The organism is Streptomyces sp. NPDC126497 (assembly GCF_040302425.1).
GTDB lineage: Bacteria > Actinomycetota > Actinomycetes > Streptomycetales > Streptomycetaceae > Streptomyces.
In genome coordinates, this window is record NZ_JBEORT010000039.1 from 38,676 (window position 1) to 55,836 (window position 17,161).

Here is a 17,161-nt window from a genome sequence, read left to right on the forward strand (position 1 = left end):
TTATTCACCGGAGTCCCTCCGATCCGCGCCTACCGCGGCGAGAATCTGCTTCAAGTCATCCATTGCGGCATTCGCGCCGTAGAGACGGCATACGCCCGTGAGATTCAGCACGACTTCATCGACCCCGGCGTCACGATACTCGTCGAGGTTCTTCACGATCTGATCGATGTTTCCGTACAGGAATGCTCCGGATTCCGCCATGAGTCGCGCAGCCGCCCGCGAGTCGAGATCGGAGAAATCAATTCCCGCTTTTCCGAGCATGTCAAGGTAGTGGGGCGCCTGCATGTGCGCGGAATTGCTCGCGAGCACGAAATCGGAGACGTCCCGGTCGGAGCGCTCGAGGGCCACCGGCACCATCGCGGTGATGCGGGGCGCGGGCCGGCCCGCGGCGTCCGCCCCCTCCCGCAGCGCGGGGCGGACGACACCGTCGAGGTAGGCCGCCGGCGTGAGCCAGGTGACCGCCACGTCGGCGACCTCGCCCGCGAGGCGGGCCATGCCGGGGCGCAGCACTCCGAGTCCGAGGCGCACCGGGGGCGACATGGCCGGTCCCATCCCCGCGTGGCAGGAGTAGTACTCACCGTCGAAGTCGACCGGGTCGCCGCCGAGCAGGCCCCGGACCACCGTCATGTATTCACGGACCGCCGTGAGCTGGCTGCGGTACGGGGCGCCGAGCAGGCTCTGCTGGAACGTTTTCGCACCCGGTCCGAAGCCGGCCACCACGTCCTTGCCGGTCGCCATCGCCAGGGTCTTGACCTTGTGGGCCGCTTCGAACGGATGCCGCAGCGGCATCAGCGTCACTCCGAGCCCGGTCGGCACCCGGAAGCCCGCGCCCGCAACCGCGGAAAAGGTCTGGAAGGGCTCCATCAGCAGGCTTTGCCCCTGCCAGAGCCTCGCCGCTCCCGTCCATTCGACCAGCGCCGCATAAGGAAGAACCTGTTCTGTGCGGCGCGGCAGGAATGGCACCAGTATCGAGTAGTCCACTTTTCCCCCCGGGCCGCGGCTTCTGACGCCGTGAATGTTTCCAGAAAGATCATCGGACACGCAAGGATCTTCGCTGCAACTTACTGAAAGCGGGACTGCATGAAACTGCAGCAGGGAATTGCCCGACAGAGAAGCGGACCGGTAAATTCCGTATGCCTGGACGTCCGGGGGGAGCAGCCCCCGCGCCCGCGGGAGGCCGGGCCCCACACCGCCCGTTCACCGCCGGCCCGCCCGCGCTCCGGCCGGGGTGAGCGGTGGGCCGGGGACGGGGTCAGGAGCCGTCGAGCGCTCCTTCCGGGGCCGCTGGGGGCCGGCGGCGCAGGACCGCGCCGGCGCAGGCCAGGACGACGGCGAGCCCCGCCGGCAGGAGGACGAGCACGTTGACCCACGCGGAGACGTGCTCCACCGTCGCACCGTCGGAGTAGACGCAGGCGCTGCGGAGGGGCCAGTGCTCCTGCACCATGCGTGCCAACGCGGCGCCCGCGGCGTTCCGGTCCTCGCACAGCGCGGGAAACGGCCCTCCCAGGGTGACGGAGAACCAGCCGTGGCAGTACACGGCCACCGCCGAGGAACCGAAGACCAGGGCGAGGGCCGCACAGAGCCGGGACGAGGACAGGGGCGGGTCGTTCAGCACCAGGACGACGGTCACGGCACCCGCCGCCGCGGTGCCCAGAGCGACGAGCAGCAGCACGCCCGTCAGAGGCACCGGCACGGTGCCCCCTTCCCGCGGAACCGCGCGGTGCGCCGGGCCGGGCCCGCCACGACGCCCTCCGGTCTCATGTCCTGCCCCCGACCACGCGGATGCGGTGGCCCGGCGCCCGTCCGAAGGCGGCGTCGACGGCCTCCCGCCGGCGCGGCCCGGCCGGACGCGCCGCACCGTCCCGCCACGGCACCGGGCGGACGCGCCCCTCCCCCGGGACGTCCGGGACCGCAACGGTCCGCCGGTGGATGCCCACGGCCCCTTCCCCTCTCCCGGTGCGGTCGGTCCCCCTGCCCCCAGACGGTAGACGACCCGGCGGTCACCCGGGCCTGTGCCGCCGCGGCCTCGGCCCGGCGCCGCCGCACCGGGACGCCCGCGTCGAGCAGCCCGTCCGCCACCGCGTCCAGAACGGGGACGCCGGCCGTGAGCGCCACCAGCGCGGCGACCGGGACGGTCAGCACGTCCTCGGCCTCGCGGTCGGCGTAACCGGCGGAGCTCTGGTCCCAGTCCCCTGGCCGAGGCCGTCGGGGCCCGGATCGGGGAAGTCGGCGGCCCCGCTCTCCGTCGTGCCCGTCCGCGGACGCGGCGGGCGGACCGACCGCAGGGCGGAGCCGACGAAGAACTCTTGAAGAACCCGTCAGCCGGCCGTGCGCGTCGAGGTCCCGCCGGCCGAGGGCACCGCCGCCCCGGCGGGGGCCGTCCACTCGACGAACCGGACGACGATCCCGTTGGGGTCGGTGACCTGGAAGAGCGTCTCGCCCCACGGTTCCCTGCGCAGCGGCATGGTGATGGCCACGCCCCGCTCCCGCAGTCGCCGTTCCTCGTCCTCGACGCCGGTGACCGTGAAGGCCAGGACGATCCCGGTCGCGTGCCGGTCGCGCTGGTCGGCGGACAGCACCTCGGTGCCCCGGCGCAGCAGCACGATGTCGACGGCCGCGTCGCCCCGGGTCAGTGAGGCGAATCCGTCGGCGGCGGCGATCTCCTCGTAGCCGAGGTGGGAGGTGAAGAACCGCCGCGAGGCGGCCACGTCGTCGACGGTGAGCGACACGGTGGAGACGGTGATCTGCACGGCTGTCTCTTCTCTTTGAGAGGTCGGGCGGGACGCCTACGTGACGACTCCCTCGTCACCACCGGCTTCGGTCACGGGTGAAGCATGCGGGAGCGGGGGGCCTGCGCGCTTGTGCAGGGTGCGGCAGTGTTGCGGCCGGTCACGTTGCCGACCACGGTCACCGTCTGGTGTGGTGGTTCGGGGGACCGAGGCCCGGGAAGGGACGACGACATGATCATTTTTGGCACCAAGGGCTATCTGCACCAGCTCGCGATACTGACGCTGGTGTGCGCGCGGTGCGGGAATCCCGCCGCGCACGCGCTCAGGAAGCGGGTCACCAAGTTCACCCTGTTCTTCGTCCCGTTGTTCCCGGTCTCGACGACGTACACGACGCAGTGCACCTTCTGCGGCGCGGAGCAGAAGGTGACCGGGGAGCAGGCCGAGCGGCTCCGGGCGCAGGCCGTCGGCGGCGGGCAGGGGTACGGGCAGGGGTACGGACAGCGGTCGCCGCAGCAGCCGTACCGGCCGTAGCCGGCCGCGCCGGGGCGGGCCGGCGGGGCCGCCCGGCCCCTCCCCCCGGTGCGCGGGGCGGGCACGGGCGTTCGGGTCCGGCCTGGAACCACCCGTCACGATGAGGCAGTCTCTTTCCCCGTGGTGAGCCTCCTTCCCAACCCGTCCCTGCCCAGCGACCCGTCGGCACACATGGTGGTGTGCGGGGACGACGGGCTCGCGCACCGGCTCGCCGCCGAACTGCGCGGTGTGTACCGCGAGCAGGTGACCCTCGTCGTGCCGCCGGCCGGGCGCGGTGTGCGGCAGCCGGTGGCCGGGCGGGCCCGGGCGGCCTCCGCGGCCCTGATCGACCGGTTCGTGACCGCGGTCAACCGGGGCAACGGCGGGTCCGACGACACCCTGGCGCCCGGCGAACGGGTCGTGGAGGCCGCCGAGCCCACCGAGGCCGTGCTCGCCGGGGCCGGGGTGGAGCGCGCCGCCGCGCTGGCGCTGGTGTACGACGACGACGAGACCAACATCCGTGCCGCCCTGACCGCCCGCCGACTCAATCCCCGGCTGCGGCTCGTCCTGCGGCTCTACAACCGGCGGCTCGGTCAGCACATCGAGGAACTCCTGGACCAGGCGGCCGAGTTGACGGGCGCCGACGGTCCACCGGGGCGGGTCGGGACCGACATCACCACGACCGTGCTGTCCGACGCCGACACGGCCGCGCCCGCGCTGGTCGCCACCGCGCTCGTCGGCACCGGCAAGGTCGTCGACGCGGAGGGGCTGCTGCTGCGGGCGGTGGAGCGCCGGCCCCCGGGTCCCGGCGAGGTCGCCGACCCGGGGCTGTGCACCCTCGCGCTGCTCTCCGCGACCAGCAACGACCCCGCCGGGGACGAGGGTTCGGAGGACAGCGGCGATCAGGGGCCGCGCCTGCTGCCCGACGCGGCGGCGGTGGCGGCGGCGACCGGGCGCGGGACGGTCGTGCTGGAGCAGCTCTCGTACTCCGGGCCGCCGTTGCCGGCCCGGCGGGGCGGGCCGCCGCTCGCCTCGCTGTTCTCACGGCGGCTGCGGTGGTCGCTGGCGGGGCTGGTGGCGGCGGTGGTCGCGCTCGCCGTCGCCCTGACGGTGGTGACCCGGGACAACCCGCTGCACGCCACGTACGTCACGCTGCTCGACCTCTTCGCGATCAACGAGCCCGCCCATCGCCAGTCCACCGGACGGCAGGTGCTGCAACTGCTCTCCATGATCGTGGGGTTGCTGCTGCTGCCGGTGCTGCTGGCGGCGGTGCTGGAGGCGCTGGGGACGTTCCGCACGGCGTCGGCGCTGCGGAAGCCGCCGCGCGGGCTGAGCGGGCACATCGTGCTGCTCGGACTGGGCAAGATCGGGACGCGGGTGCTGACGCGCCTGCGGGAGCTGCACATCCCGGTGGTGTGCGTCGAGGCCGATCCGGAGGCGCGGGGGATGGCCGTGGCGCGGCGGCTGCGGGTGCCGGTGGTGCTGGGTGACGTCACGCAGGAGGGGGTCCTGGAGGCCGCGAAGATCCATCGCGCGGACGCGCTGCTCGCGCTGACCAGCGCGGACACGACGAACCTGGAGGCGGTGCTGTACGCGCGGTCCGTACGGCCCGATCTGCGGGCGGTGCTGCGGCTGTACGACGACGACTTCGCCAAGGCGGTGTACCGGACGCTGCGGACCGCGCACCCCTCGGCGCTGACGCGGAGCCGGAGCGTCTCGCACCTGGCCGCGCCCGCGTTCGCCGGGGCGATGATGGGGCGGCAGATCCTGGGGGCGATCCCGGTGGAGCGGCGGGTGCTGCTGTTCGCGGCGGTCGTCGTGGGCGGGTACGCGCAGTTGGAGGGGCGGACGGTGGGGGAGGCGTTCCGGGCGGGGGCCTGGCGGGTGCTGGCGCTGGACACGGCGGGGTCGGGGGACGGCGCGGGGGCTCCGCCGGGCTCCGGACTGGTGTGGGACCTCCCGGACACGTACGTGCTGCGGGCGGAGGACCGGGTGGTGCTGGCCGCCACCCGGCGGGGGCTGGCGGAGCTGCTGGGGCGGCGGGCGCGGAGCGCGACGTGACGCTTGCCGCCGGCTGCTGGGCGGGTTTCCGCTTGCCCGCGGGGTGCGCGGGTTGCCGCTGGGCGGGGGTGGGCCCTGCTCACCCCCGCCTGCCGGGTGCCGCCGCGCCCACCCGTGCCGCCCCGGCGGCACGACTGCCCGCAGAGCGGCGGGTGGCACGGGTGGCCGCGGCTACGAGGGGAGGTGCTTGGCGGCGAAGGCCAGTTCCAGGCGGACCTGTTTGATGCGTTCGTCGACGACCAGGGAGCCGTGGCCGGCGTCGTAGCGGTAGACCTCGTGGACCGCGCCGCGGGACTCGAGGCGCTTCACGTAGTTCTCGATCTGCTGGATGGGACAGCGGGGGTCGTTGACGCCCGCCGAGATGTAGACCGGGGCCTTCACCCGGTCGACGTACGTGATCGGGGAGGACGCCTCGAAGCGGTCGGGGACCTCCTCCGGGGTGCCGCCGAGCAGCGTGCGGTCCATCGCCTTCAGCGCCTCCATCTCGTCGTGGTACGCCGTGACGTAGTCGGCGACCGGGACCGCCGCGATGCCCAGCGCCCACGCGTCCGGCTGCGTGCCGAGACCGAGCAGGGTGAGGTAGCCGCCCCAGGAGCCGCCGGTGAGGACCAGCCGGGCGGGGTCGGCGAGACCCGAGGTGATCGCCCACTCCCGCACCGCCGCGATGTCCTCCAGCTCGATCAGGCCCACCCGGTGCTTGAGCGCGTCGGTCCAGGCGCGGCCGTACCCCGTGGAGCCCCGGTAGTTGACGCGGACCACCGCGTAGCCGTGGTCGACCCAGGCGGCCGGGCCGGCCGCGAAGGAGTCGCTGTCGTGCCAGGTGGGGCCGCCGTGGATGTCGAAGACCGTCGGCAGCGGGCCGGTCGCGCCGGCCGGCTTCTGCACGAGCGCGTGGATGCGGCCGCCGGGTCCCTCCACCCACACGTCCTCCACCGGAACCGACCCGGGCGACTTCGCGCCGGGCGGGTCGAGGACCACTCCGCCCGCCGTGGAGCGCACCGCCGGCGGCTGCGCCGCCGACGACCACAGGTACTCCACGCTGCCGTCGGGCCGCGCGGTCGCGCCCGAGACCGCGCCGCGCGGGGTGGGGATCTCCACCAGCCGGCGCGTGGCCAGGTCGTAGCGGAAGAGCTCGCCGCGGGCCTCGAAGCCGTGCACGACGAGCAGGCCCGAGCCGTCCGGGTACCACTCGGCGCTCACGTCACCGGGCAGCTCCAGCGCGAGGTCGGTCTCCTCCCCCGTCGCCACGTCCCACACCAGCGGCTCCCAGCGTCCGCGCCGCTGGTGTCCGACGAGCAGCCGGGTGTCGCCCGCCACCGGGGCGAAGCCCAGCACCTCCAGACCCAGTTCCCGGGTACCGCCCCCGGTGTCGTCGAGCTCGGCGACCGTGGTCCCGTCGGGCCGCAGCACCCGCAGCGCGGAGTGCATCGCGTCACCGTGCTCGGTGTGCTCCACGGCGATCAGCGAACCGTCGTGGGAGAGGTCCCCGACGCCGGCCGACTCACGGTGCCGGTAGATCTCCACGGGCGCCTCGCCCGTGCGGACCAGGTGGATCGTCGTGCCGTCCTCGTCCGTGGAACGGCCCACGACCGCCGTGCGGCCGTCCCGGCCCAGCGCGAGTCCCGCGGGGTAGGAGGGGTCGAGGCCCGGGGCCGCGAGCTCGTCCTCGCCGCCCGCGAACCGCTGCCGGCGCCAGACGCCGAACTCGTCGCCGTCCTTGTCGTCGAACCACCAGATCCACTCGCCGTCCGGCGAGAGCACGCCGTCCGTCGTGCCGTTGGGCCGGTGCGTCACCTGGCGCTGCTCGCCCGTCGCCCGGTCCCAGGCGTACAGCTCGTACGTCCCCGTCGCGTTCGACACGAACAGGGAGCGGTCGGGGGCGTCCTCCGCCCAGTCGGGCAGGGACACCCGGGGCGCCCGGAAGCGCTTCTCCCAGTCGGGCGTGTCCGCGCCCCGCTGCACTCGCTCGGTCTGGTGGTCCGCCCGGCCCGGCGCGTCGGACCCGTTGCTCTCAGTCATGACCCCATACTGCCCGCCCGGGCGGACATCGCGCCGCCGAGGTCCCCAGCCTGTGGACAACTTCTTCCGGTTCTTTCACCGGCCCCTCGCCACCGGCCCCACCCCGCGGGACGGGAACCGCCCGCGGGCCCGTACCGTTGAGGGCGTGTACCGGTTTCTGCTGACGCCCCGCTGGTGGGGGATCAACGTCTTCCTGCTGCTCTCCATCCCCTTCTGCGTCTTCATGGGGTCCTGGCAGCTGGGCCGGTTCGAGGACCGGGTGGACAGCCACCGCGACGCCGAGGCACGGATCGCCACGGACCAGCGGGAGGCGGCCAGGCCGCTGGACGAGCTGCTGCCCGTGACCAAGGCGACCTCCGGCAAGCAGGCCACCGCGAGCGGCCGGTACGACACCCAGTTCCTCGTGCCCGACCGCACCCTGGACGACGAGGACGGGTACTACGTCCTGACCCTGCTGCGGACCGGCACCGGCCGGGCGCTGCCCGTCGTCCGGGGCTGGCTGCCCGGCTCCCCCGACCCGGCGAAGGTGCCCGCGGCGCCCACCGGGGAGGTCACCGTCACCGGCGCGCTCCAGGCGTCCGAGACACCGGGCGACAACGGCGTCAGCGCCCGCGGCGGACTGCCCGAGGGGCAGACGGCGGCGATCAGCTCGGCGTCGCTGGTGAACCTCGTGGAGTACGACGTGTACGACGCCTGGGTCACCCTCAACCGCGGCGACTCCGGCATGAAGGCCGTGCCGGCGACCGCGCCGGGCGGCACCGGGCTGGACCTGAAGGCGTTCCAGAACCTCGGCTACACCGCCGAGTGGTTCGCCTTCGTGGGCTTCGTGGTCTTCATGTGGTTCCGGCTGTTCCGCCGCGAGCTGGAGTTCGCCCGCGACGCGGAACTGGGCCTGCTCCCGGACGAGGACCGGAACACGGGCGAGGACGGGGAACGGGAACCGGAGCGGTCGAGTCCGTCCGCGGTCTGACGCCGGGGCCGCACCGCCGTTCCCGTCACACCGCCGTTCCCGTCACACCGTGGTCAGCAGCCCCGTGTAGTACACCGTGCCCGCGCACGCGTTGCTCACCGTCGTGGTGGCCGAACCCGAGCCGGTGGACGGCGTGTACGTCACCGCCACGCTGCCGTCGGCCGAGCCGTCCTCCATGACCAGCTGGGTGGACGCACCGCTCTCGGTGCCCGCGGACGCGCCGGTCGTCGTGGTCGGGTCGCCCGTGGGCGAGGGGTCGGGCGAGGGTCCGCCGGTGCCGCCGCCCGTGCCCTCCCCCGGAGCCGTGCAGGTCTCGGAGGGCACCCAGCCGAACTTCACCTCGTACGCCGCCCCCGGCTTGAGCACCGGTCGCGCGGTCTCCAGGGAGGGGTCGGGCAGTCCGGCCGCCGCGTCCCCCGCCACGTGCGGCGCCGAGCCCACCTTGGCGGCGTCGGCGGCGCCCTGCGGGAGCGCGCTCACGGAGCCGGCGCCCTCGACGGCGCAGGTCGCGGTGGAGACGTTGACGACCCGGAAGGAGCCGTAGACCGCGCCCGTGGAGTCGGGTGCGGCGCTCGACGCGGTCGCCGGGCCGAGCTGGGCGGCGGTACAGGCGGGCACCCCGACGGCGGCGCTGGACGAGGGGTCGGCCCCCTCCGTCGCGCCCGTGCCGGATCCGCCGCCCGGCCCGTCCTCGTCCTCGTCCTTCCCGCCGCCCTTGTCGGTGCCCTCGACCTGGTCCGAGGCGCCGCCCGCGGTGCTCTCGCCGCCGCCCGGATCCTCGCCCTGGCCGGTGCCGCCCTGCGCCTGCGCGGCGTGGCCGACGGCGGAGGGGCTGGCGTCGGAGCCGGTGACGCCGGAGACGTGGACGAGGGCGGGGACGGCGGTGCCGAGGAAGAGGGCGGCGGCGGCCATGCCGACGAGGGCCTGGCGCTTGCGGGCCCGGCGGGCCGGGACGGCCCTGCGCAGGTAGTCCAGGGTGCCGTCGCTCGGCTCCACCTCCTGCACCGCCTGCCGCAACAGGGCGCGCAGCGCCAGCTCGTCCGAGTCGAGCCCCTCGGAGCTCTGTCCGTCCAGGCCGTCGTTCACAGTTCCGTTCCCAGCGTGCGTGTGCTTCGGCTCGTTCCCGGCGCCGGATTCCCGTGCGTCCCCGCGCACGGGCACGTCCCCGGACTCCCGCGCGGCGCCGGACGGGCGGGAGGTCTCCCGGTCCTTCGGCCCGCGCCCCTCTCGACGCGCGTCCTTGCCGTCGCTCATGCCGGCGCTCCCATGGCCAGCCGCAGCGCGGCGATGCCGCGCGAGCCGTACGCCTTCACCGAGCCCAGCGAGATGCCGAGGGTCTCGGCGACCTGCGCCTCGGTCATGTCCGCGAAGTAACGCAGCACCAGCACCTCGCGCTGGCGGCGCTGCAGGCCCTTCATCGCCTTGATGAGGGAGTCGCGCTCCAGCTGGTCGTAGGCGCCCTCCTCCGCGCTCGCCATGTCGGGCATGGGCTTGGAGAGCAGCTTGAGGCCGAGGATGCGGCGGCGCAGCGCGGAGCGGGACAGGTTGACGACGGTCTGGCGCAGGTAGGCCAGGGTCTTCTCCGGGTCCCGGACGCGCTTGCGGGCCGAGTGGACGCGGATGAACGCCTCCTGCACGACGTCCTCGCAGGAGGCGGTGTCGTCGAGGAGGAGCGCCGCGAGGCCCAGCAGCGAGCGGTAGTGCGCGCGGTAGGTCTCGGTGAGGTGGTCGACGGTGGTGCCGGCCGCCACGACGTCGTCGGTGCCGTCACGCTGACCTGGTATGCGGGCGGGGCGCGCTGCGGGCATGGGCGCGATCACCGGCATGCCGCCGCCGGGCGCACCGGGCACGCGGGGTCGGCGAGCCGGGCGGGGCGGCCGTAGGGCCGTGCCGCGGGGCGCTGTGAAGTCGAGTACCTCAGCCACGCCAGTTGGACACGCTCCCCCCGGCAAGGGTTGTACGCCCCGGGCGTCATGTTCGCGGCGGCCGGCCCGGCCGGCCGCACGCCCGCGTCGGGCAGCACCACCGACAGCACGTCAAATGCCCTCATGTGTCCCGCTCTTCCCCTGTGTCCCATGTGAACGGGCGTCCCCACGCCCGGTTCCGGACGTCCCCACGTCCGGAGAGCAGCGCCCCCACGTCCCCGGCAAGGGCGACCGCAAAGACGCTCCCCGTCCTCCGCGCGGTTGCGGGGACGGGGAGGCGAATCCTCGTACAAGCCTCGATCAATCCTCTGCTGCCGGAACGACCTGATCAAGAGGCCACGGCCGGGAATCCGGATCACAGGAATCACACAGATCCTACAAACGAATACTGTGCGATCCAGAACTTTTCACAGTTCAAGCGCCACCAGTTCGGCGATCTGCGCGGTGTTCAGCGCCGCCCCCTTGCGCAGGTTGTCCCCGCACACGAAGAGTTCCAGCGCCGTGGGGTCGTCCAGGGCCCTCCGCACCCGTCCGACCCAGGTCGGATCGGTGCCCACGACGTCGGCGGGGGTGGGGAACTCCCCCGCCGCCGGGTTGTCGAACAGGACCACGCCGGGCGCGGTGGCGAGGATCTCGCGCGCCCTGTCGACGGTGACCTCGCTCTCGAAGCGGGCGTGCACGGTGAGGGAGTGCGCGGTGACCACCGGGACGCGCACACAGGTGACCGCCACGGGCAGGCGGGGCAGGCCGAGGATCTTGCGGGTCTCGTCCCGCACCTTCATCTCCTCCGAGGACCAGCCGTCCTCGCGCAGCGACCCGGCCCACGGCACCACGTTCAGCGCGACCGGCTCCGGGAACGGCCCGGTGTCGTCCCCCACGGCCCGCCGCACGTCGCCGGGGTGGGTCCCCAGCTCCGTACCGGCCACCAGGGACAGCTGCTCGCGCAGGGTCCGCACGCCCGCGTGCCCGGCGCCGCTCACCGCCTGGTACGAGGAGACCACCAGTTCGCGCAGGCAGAACTCGGCGTGCAGCGCGCCCAGCGCCACGATCATCGACAGGGTGGTGCAGTTCGGGTTGGCGACGATCCCCCGCGGACGCCGCCGCACGGCGTGCGGGTTGACCTCGGGGACGACGAGCGGCACGTCCGGGTCCATCCGGAACGCGCCCGAGCCGTCCACCACCACCGCGCCCCGCGCGGCGGCGACCGGCGCCCACCGCTCGGCGACCTCGTCGGGCACGTCGAACAGGGCGACGTCGATCCCGTCGAGGGCCTCCTCGGTGAGCGCCACGACCTCGGACTCCTCGCCGCGCACGGTCAGCTTGCGGCCGGCCGAGCGCGGGGAGGCGATGAGCCGGATCTCGCCCCAGACGTCCGCCCGCTGGGACAGGATCTGGAGCATGACCGCGCCGACGGCCCCGGTCGCTCCCACGACCGCGAGCGTCGGCCGCCCGGAACGGCCGGGTCCCGCGGCTGCGGCCATCAGCGGCCGGTGCCTCCGTAGACCACGGCCTCGTCGCTGTCGGAGTCGAGCCCGAACGCGGAGTGCACGGCGCGGACGGCCTCCGCCACGTCGTCCTTGCGGGTGACGACCGAGATGCGGATCTCGGAGGTCGAGATCAGCTCGATGTTCACGCCGGCGTTGCTGAGCGCCGTGAAGAAGTCGGCGGTGACGCCCGGGTTGGTCTTCATGCCGGCGCCGACCAGGGAGATCTTGCCGATCTGGTCGTCGTAGCGCAGGGAGTCGAAGCCGATGGTGCCCTTGTTCTTCTCCAGCGCGTCGATGGCCTTGCGGCCCTCGGTCTTCGGCAGGGTGAAGGAGATGTCCGTCAGGCCGGTGGCCGCGGCGGACACGTTCTGCACGACCATGTCGATGTTGACCTCGGCATCGGCGATCGTGCGGAAGATCGCGGCGGCCTCTCCGGGCTTGTCCGGCACGCCGACGACCGTGATCTTGGCCTCGGAGGTGTCGTGCGCGACACCGGAGATGAGAGCCTGCTCCACCTGCTTGTCCCCTTGCTTCGTCGGCTCGCTGCTGACCCACGTGCCCTGCAGTCCGCTGAAGGACGAACGGACGTGGATCGGGATGTTGTACCGGCGGGCGTACTCCACGCAGCGGTGGAGCAGCACCTTGGACCCGGAGGCCGCCAGTTCGAGCATGTCCTCGAACGCGATCCAGTCGATCTTCCGGGCCTTGCTCACCACGCGCGGGTCGGCGGTGAACACACCGTCCACGTCCGTGTAGATCTCGCACACCTCGGCGTCGAGCGCGGCGGCGAGGGCGACGGCGGTGGTGTCGGAACCGCCGCGGCCGAGCGTGGTGATGTCCTTGGTGTCCTGGCTGACACCCTGGAAGCCGGCGACGATGGCGATGTTGCCCTCGTCCACCGAGGCCTTGATCCGGCCCGGCGTGACATCGATGATGCGGGCCTTGTTGTGGACCGAGTCGGTGATGACACCTGCCTGGCTGCCGGTGAAGCTCTGGGCGTTGTGGCCCAGGTTCTTGATCGCCATGGCCAGCAGGGCCATGGAGATCCGCTCCCCGGCGGTCAGCAGCATGTCGAGCTCGCGTCCGGCAGGGATCGGGGAAACCTGCTCGGCGAGATCGATCAGCTCGTCCGTCGTGTCGCCCATCGCGGAAACCACGGCGACCACCTGGTGGCCGTTCTTCTTGGCTTCCACGATCCGCTTGGCGACGCGCTTGATGCCCTCGGCATCGGCTACGGAGGAGCCTCCGTACTTCTGCACGACAAGGCCCACGTGCGCTCCTCGCTCAGTCCGTCGTTTTCCGCAGTCCGCACGCACAGGTGTCCGCTGCGGTCGGTCCAGTCTATCGAGCGTCCGAAAAACCCCTCCGCGATACCGCATCGTGAGACATCCGGCCACTCGTGCAGGGGGTTCCTGCCCGCCCCGACCCGGACCACTCGGAAAAGCGACCCGCGTCACACGCGAACCCGGTCGACGAGGTCCTCATCGCCGACCGCCCCCTCGGGCACACGGATGTCGTGGGACTGGTGCTGGACCGCGGGTCGGGCATCGAGGACCGGGCCTCCAAGGGCAGGTCGCCCCTGGAGCGGACGGCCTCGTTCGGACGGGCGGCGGCGGTGCGCCTGCTGCCCGACCGCGGCGCCGGACCCACGGCGAGGGCCTCGGCCGACGCGCGTGCGGGCGCGGAGGGGTGCCCGGAGCGGGCCGGGGACTACGCACGCGGCCTCGACGCCCTGCACGCCGCCGAGGCCGCCGTCACCCGACCGGTCGCACGCCCAGGGGGGTGCCGATCTCCTCGGCCATGACCTTGCCCGCCTCGAACTCCAGGGTGTCGTCCCCCATGCCCTGGTCGGTGTCGAGGCCGTCGAGTTCGGCGAGGGGCTGGTTGAGGCGGACGTGGGCGACCACGGACTGGAGGGCGCGCAACGCCGCGGACGCCGTGGAGCCCCAGTTGGAGAAGTAGGAGAACTGCCACCACCACAGGGCCTCCGTGGTGCGGCCGGCCTTGTAGTGGGCCAGGCCGTGGCGGAGGTCGGTGATGACGTCGGTGAGGTCGTCGGAGATGCGGGCCGGGACCGGGGCCCTGCGGGGCTCGTAGGGGTCGAAGACCTCCGAGTAGACGTCGATCGGGTCGAGCATGCGGGCGAGGTTCTCGCGGAGTTCGTCCACGTCGGCCTCGGGGCCCAGGTCGGGTTCGTAGCGCTCGTCGGGGACGATGTCCTCGTGGGCGCCCAGGCGGCCGCCGGCCAGGAGGAGCTGGGAGACCTCCAGGAGGAGGAAGGGGACGGCCGAGTCCGGCTCGTCGCCCTTCGCGACCTCGGTGACGGCGACCAGGAAACTCTCGATCTGATCGGCGATCTGTACCGCGAAGTCGTCCGGGTTCTGGTGCGTCGCGTGCAGCGTGGCGTCAGACATCTAGGAGTCGTCTCCCCTCGAAGGCGCGGCCGAGGGTCACCTCGTCCGCGTACTCCAGGTCGCCGCCCACCGGGAGGCCGCTGGCCAGGCGGGTGACCTTCAGGCCCATGGGCTTGATCATGCGGGCGAGGTACGTGGCCGTGGCCTCGCCCTCGAGATTGGGGTCCGTGGCCAGGATGAGCTCCGTGACCGTGCCGTCGGCCAACCTCGCGAGAAGTTCTCGTATGCGCAGGTCGTCGGGGCCCACCCCGTCGATGGGGCTGATGGCGCCGCCCAGCACGTGGTAGCGGCCCCGGAACTCACGGGTGCGCTCGATCGCCACGACGTCCTTGGGCTCCTCCACGACGCAGATGACCGCGGGGTCGCGGCGGGTGTCGCGGCAGATGGCGCACTGCTCCTCCTGCGCGACGTTCCCGCAGGTCGCGCAGAAGCGGACCTTCGCCTTGACCTCCATCAGCGCGTGCGCCAGACGCCGCACGTCCGTCGGTTCCGCCTGGAGGATGTGGAAGGCGATCCGCTGCGCGCTCTTGGGACCGACGCCGGGCAGCCGCCCCAGCTCGTCGATGAGGTCCTGGACCACGCCTTCGTACAACGGACTGCCGTCCTTCCTGGTGTTCCTTCAGTACGTACGGTAGAGGCCCGCGGGCCCTTCGAGAAAGGTCGGGGACGTCAGAAGGGGAGACCGGGGATGCCGCCGCCGCCCAGCCCCTGGGCCAGCGGGCCGAGCTTCTGCTGCTGGAGGGCCTGGGCGTTCTCGTTGGCCGCCTGGACCGCCGCGACGATCAGGTCGGCGAGGGTCTCGGTGTCCTCCGGGTCCACCGCCTTCGGGTCGATCACGAGGCCGCGCAGCTCGCCGGAGCCGGTGACGGTGGCCTTCACCAGGCCGCCTCCCGACTGCCCGTCGACCTCCGTCCTCGCCAGCTCCTCCTGCGCCCTGGCCAGGTCCTGCTGCATCTTCTGGGCCTGCTGGAGCAGCTGCTGCATGTTCGGCTGGCCACCACCGGGGATCACGATTGGGCTCCTTGGTCGGTCCGTCGGTAAGGGTTTTACCGCTCGGCACGAGCCTACGTGGTCCCGGAGGCCGTTGCCCCGGCACTCTTTCGAGTGAGTCACGGTGGGGCCCTATACCTGATCACGGCCGCCTTCCGGGCGAAAAGGAGCCCGAACCCCCGGTGCCGCCACCCATTGGGCGGTAGGAAGGGTCAGGCGCGTGAACACCTGGCGTCACACTTCGTGGACGGACAGTGCGCGGGGTCGGCAGGGGTCGACAGGGGTCAGTAGGGAGATACCGGGTGGGTCAGCCGGAGATGCAGCCCGAGGATCGGCCTCAGGACGGGCGGGGCGAGGAGGCGACCGGGCCGCGGCCGGGCGACGTGGGGGGACGGGAGTTCCCGCTCGGGGACTGGGGCGAGCCGGCGGCCCGGCTGGACGAGCTGTACCGGTGGGTGGAGCGCGGGGCGCTGGAGACGGCCGCCCGGTACCTCGCGGACCGGGCGTGGAAGCGGCGCTGCGCGTGGGCGCTGCGGGCCGGGACGGCCGTGGGCGCGCTGACCGGGTCCGCGCTGCCGCTGCTCGACCTGACCGGGGCGGCCGACGGGTCCGCGCCCTGGGGCTATCTGGCGCTGCTGCTCGGGGCGGCCTGCGTGGCCGGGGACCGGTTCTTCGGGATGACGTCCGGCTGGATGCGCGACGTGGCGACCGCGCAGGCCGTGCAGCGGCGGCTGCAGGCGTTCCAGTTCGACTGGGCGTCGGAGTGCGTGCGTGAGGTGCTCGGCCCGACCGAGGGCACGGCGAGCGAGGCGGCCGAGCGGTGCCTGGCGGTGCTGCGGCGCTTCTCGGAGGACGTCACCGAGCTGGTGCGGGTCGAGACGGCCGACTGGATGGTGGAGTTCCGCACCGGCGGCGTGCCGCTGGGCATCCAGACGGCGGTGGCGGGCGCGGGCCGCCCGGAGGCCCCCCTCGCGCACGGTCGCTTCCCGTCCCCGCAGGGACCGGCCCGCCCCAACATGCCGCGCCAGCGTCCGCCCGAGCCGCGCTGAGCGGGCTGGTCACGGCGCGTTCCGTGCGCACGGCCCCCTTCCCGCCGGTCCCCTTCCCGCCGGGGTCCGGCACGGCAGGCGGCCGTGGGCGTTCGTCCGCGGGAGTCCGTCGGGCGTTCAGTCCCGCGTGTAGGTGAGCTGCTCGCCGTTGCCGGTGGTCACGCGCCGGAGGGAGTCGCCGGGGAGCAGGGTGATCTCGCTGGCGGAGCCCGGGGCGCAGGCGCTGCGCGGCCGGCCGACCGCCACGGAGGACGGGCCGAGTTCCAGCCGGCCGCCGGAGTCGGCGGTGAGGCGGGCCTCGAAGACGCAGTGGTAGGTGCCGTTGCCGGTGGGTCCGTCGGCGACGAGGGACATGACCGTGTCGCCGACCTCGCCCTGCTGGAGGGTCAGCCTGCGGGTGTGGCGGCCGCTCGCGTTGTCGATGGTGGCGGACCAGTTGCCCAGGTAGTCGGCGGGGACGGCCCCGTCCGCGGGCGCGGAGGTGTCGGACCGCCGGGTCCCGTCGGGAGTGGTGGGGGCGGTGCTCGGGGGTGCGCCGCCGTGCGACGGGGGCGCGGTGGGGTCGCCGCCGGCCCGGTGGTCGACCTCCCCTCCGCTCATCAGCGCGTACACGGTGCCGCCGGCGGCGAGCGCGACGACCAGCGCGATCACCACGAGCAGCACGGTGGACCGGTTGTCCCGGCGCGGCTCGGACACCGGGCCGTACGGCGGCGGCCCGTAGGACGGGGTGTGGCCGACGGCGGGACCGTTGTGGGGGTGGCCGTACGCGGGCTGCTGGGGGTGTCCGTACGGGCCCGGCGCCGGGGGCTGGGCGGGGGTGCTCCGCCCGGCCACATGGGCGGGCGGGTGGTTCGTCCCCGGCTGCCCGGGCGGGAGCGGGGAGGCCGGGCCGGCCGTGGGCGGCCCGGCGGAGTCGTCGGCGGCCCGGGCGTGTTCGGGGGTGCCGGCGTGGTGGCCCGCCCCGGGCGGCCCGGGTCGTCCGACGGCGGGCGCGCCGGGGTGCGCGC

The 17,161-nt window shown here is 73.6% G+C and carries 16 protein-coding genes and 1 pseudogene; 4 read left to right on the plus strand and 13 right to left on the minus strand.

The window, feature by feature from the left end; all coding sequences use genetic code 11:
- From ABTY20_RS18210 to ABTY20_RS18220, 3 genes are all read right to left on the minus strand, one after another.
- The gene (locus ABTY20_RS18210) at nt 1-981 is read right to left on the minus strand and encodes an LLM class flavin-dependent oxidoreductase (protein WP_502991834.1); all 981 of its coding nucleotides are present in this window, start codon (nt 979-981) and stop codon (nt 1-3) included.
- A 271-nt stretch (nt 982-1,252) separates the two neighbouring features.
- Complete coding sequence (locus tag ABTY20_RS18215) at nt 1,253-1,693, minus strand: hypothetical protein (protein WP_351998010.1); 441 nt, start codon at nt 1,691-1,693, stop codon at nt 1,253-1,255.
- Nucleotides 1,694-2,318: 625 nt separating this feature from the next.
- The gene (locus ABTY20_RS18220; protein ID WP_351998011.1) at nt 2,319-2,750 is read right to left on the minus strand and encodes a VOC family protein; all 432 of its coding nucleotides are present in this window, start codon (nt 2,748-2,750) and stop codon (nt 2,319-2,321) included.
- A gap of 210 nt (nt 2,751-2,960) precedes the next feature.
- Between ABTY20_RS18220 and ABTY20_RS18225 the strand changes: the two genes are divergently transcribed.
- Both ABTY20_RS18225 and ABTY20_RS18230 read left to right on the plus strand, forming a co-directional pair.
- Nucleotides 2,961-3,260, plus strand: a complete 300-nt coding sequence (locus tag ABTY20_RS18225; protein WP_351998012.1) for a zinc-ribbon domain-containing protein — start codon at nt 2,961-2,963, stop codon at nt 3,258-3,260.
- Nucleotides 3,261-3,431: 171 nt separating this feature from the next.
- Nucleotides 3,432-5,300: an NAD-binding protein gene (locus ABTY20_RS18230; protein WP_351998024.1), complete on the plus strand. Its 1,869-nt coding sequence runs from the start codon at nt 3,432-3,434 to the stop codon at nt 5,298-5,300.
- Between the two features lie 171 nt (nt 5,301-5,471).
- Here ABTY20_RS18230 and ABTY20_RS18235 read toward each other — a convergent pair whose 3' ends face one another.
- A complete protein-coding gene (locus tag ABTY20_RS18235) occupies nt 5,472-7,319 on the minus strand; it encodes a S9 family peptidase (protein WP_351998013.1) in 1,848 nt (615 codons plus the stop codon).
- A 145-nt stretch (nt 7,320-7,464) separates the two neighbouring features.
- Here ABTY20_RS18235 and ABTY20_RS18240 point away from each other — a divergent pair, with 145 nt between their 5' ends.
- Entirely contained in the window at nt 7,465-8,289 is an 825-nt protein-coding gene (locus tag ABTY20_RS18240) for an SURF1 family protein (protein WP_351998014.1), read from the plus strand.
- A 42-nt stretch (nt 8,290-8,331) separates the two neighbouring features.
- Here ABTY20_RS18240 and ABTY20_RS18245 read toward each other — a convergent pair whose 3' ends face one another.
- The 8 genes from ABTY20_RS18245 to ABTY20_RS18280 all read right to left on the minus strand — a co-directional run bounded on the left by ABTY20_RS18245 (nt 8,332) and on the right by ABTY20_RS18280 (nt 15,126).
- Nucleotides 8,332-9,543 (minus strand): hypothetical protein, encoded by a 1,212-nt coding sequence (locus tag ABTY20_RS18245; protein WP_351998015.1) that lies wholly within the window; start codon nt 9,541-9,543, stop codon nt 8,332-8,334.
- Nucleotides 9,540-10,214, minus strand: coding sequence for a SigE family RNA polymerase sigma factor (locus tag ABTY20_RS18250; RefSeq protein WP_502991833.1), 675 nt, complete (start codon nt 10,212-10,214; stop codon nt 9,540-9,542). The genes ABTY20_RS18245 and ABTY20_RS18250 overlap by 4 nt, the downstream gene beginning before the upstream one ends.
- Nucleotides 10,106-10,339, minus strand: a complete 234-nt coding sequence (locus ABTY20_RS18255; protein WP_351998026.1) for a hypothetical protein — start codon at nt 10,337-10,339, stop codon at nt 10,106-10,108. Before ABTY20_RS18255 ends, ABTY20_RS18250 begins: the two co-directional genes overlap by 109 nt.
- Before the next feature lie 282 nt (nt 10,340-10,621).
- Complete coding sequence (locus ABTY20_RS18260; RefSeq protein WP_351998016.1) at nt 10,622-11,695, minus strand: aspartate-semialdehyde dehydrogenase; 1,074 nt, start codon at nt 11,693-11,695, stop codon at nt 10,622-10,624.
- Nucleotides 11,695-12,972 carry an aspartate kinase gene (locus ABTY20_RS18265; RefSeq protein WP_351998017.1) on the minus strand — a complete coding sequence of 426 codons (1,278 nt, stop codon included), beginning with the start codon at nt 12,970-12,972 and terminating at the stop codon, nt 11,695-11,697. Before ABTY20_RS18265 ends, ABTY20_RS18260 begins: the two co-directional genes overlap by 1 nt.
- Nucleotides 12,973-13,455: 483 nt before the next feature.
- Complete coding sequence (locus ABTY20_RS18270; protein ID WP_351998018.1) at nt 13,456-14,115, minus strand: DUF5063 domain-containing protein; 660 nt, start codon at nt 14,113-14,115, stop codon at nt 13,456-13,458.
- Nucleotides 14,108-14,707 (minus strand): recombination mediator RecR, encoded by a 600-nt coding sequence (gene recR, locus ABTY20_RS18275; protein WP_351998019.1) that lies wholly within the window; start codon nt 14,705-14,707, stop codon nt 14,108-14,110. The genes ABTY20_RS18270 and recR overlap by 8 nt, the downstream gene beginning before the upstream one ends.
- A gap of 77 nt (nt 14,708-14,784) precedes the next feature.
- Entirely contained in the window at nt 14,785-15,126 is a 342-nt protein-coding gene (locus ABTY20_RS18280) for a YbaB/EbfC family nucleoid-associated protein (RefSeq protein ID WP_351998020.1), read from the minus strand.
- 281 nt (nt 15,127-15,407) lie between these two features.
- On the opposite strand from ABTY20_RS18280, the gene ABTY20_RS18285 reads away from it, so the two are divergent.
- The gene (locus tag ABTY20_RS18285) at nt 15,408-16,154 is read left to right on the plus strand and encodes an SLATT domain-containing protein (protein ID WP_351998021.1); all 747 of its coding nucleotides are present in this window, start codon (nt 15,408-15,410) and stop codon (nt 16,152-16,154) included.
- A 117-nt stretch (nt 16,155-16,271) separates the two neighbouring features.
- Here ABTY20_RS18285 and ABTY20_RS18290 read toward each other — a convergent pair.
- Nucleotides 16,272-17,161 (minus strand): annotated as a pseudogene (locus ABTY20_RS18290) (serine/threonine protein kinase); the annotation flags it as partial.

Coding starts and splice junctions, on each gene's coding strand:
- ABTY20_RS18230 (WP_351998024.1), top strand. CDS start 3,432: ATGGTGGTGTGCGGGGACGACGGGCTCGCGCACCGGCTCGCCGCCGAA.
- ABTY20_RS18260 (WP_351998016.1), bottom strand. CDS start 11,695: ATGGCCGCAGCCGCGGGACCCGGCCGTTCCGGGCGGCCGACGCTCGCG.
- ABTY20_RS18235 (WP_351998013.1), bottom strand. CDS start 7,319: ATGACTGAGAGCAACGGGTCCGACGCGCCGGGCCGGGCGGACCACCAG.
- ABTY20_RS18270 (WP_351998018.1), bottom strand. CDS start 14,115: ATGTCTGACGCCACGCTGCACGCGACGCACCAGAACCCGGACGACTTC.
- ABTY20_RS18225 (WP_351998012.1), top strand. CDS start 2,961: ATGATCATTTTTGGCACCAAGGGCTATCTGCACCAGCTCGCGATACTG.
- ABTY20_RS18245 (WP_351998015.1), bottom strand. CDS start 9,543: ATGAGCGACGGCAAGGACGCGCGTCGAGAGGGGCGCGGGCCGAAGGAC.
- ABTY20_RS18255 (WP_351998026.1), bottom strand. CDS start 10,339: ATGAGGGCATTTGACGTGCTGTCGGTGGTGCTGCCCGACGCGGGCGTG.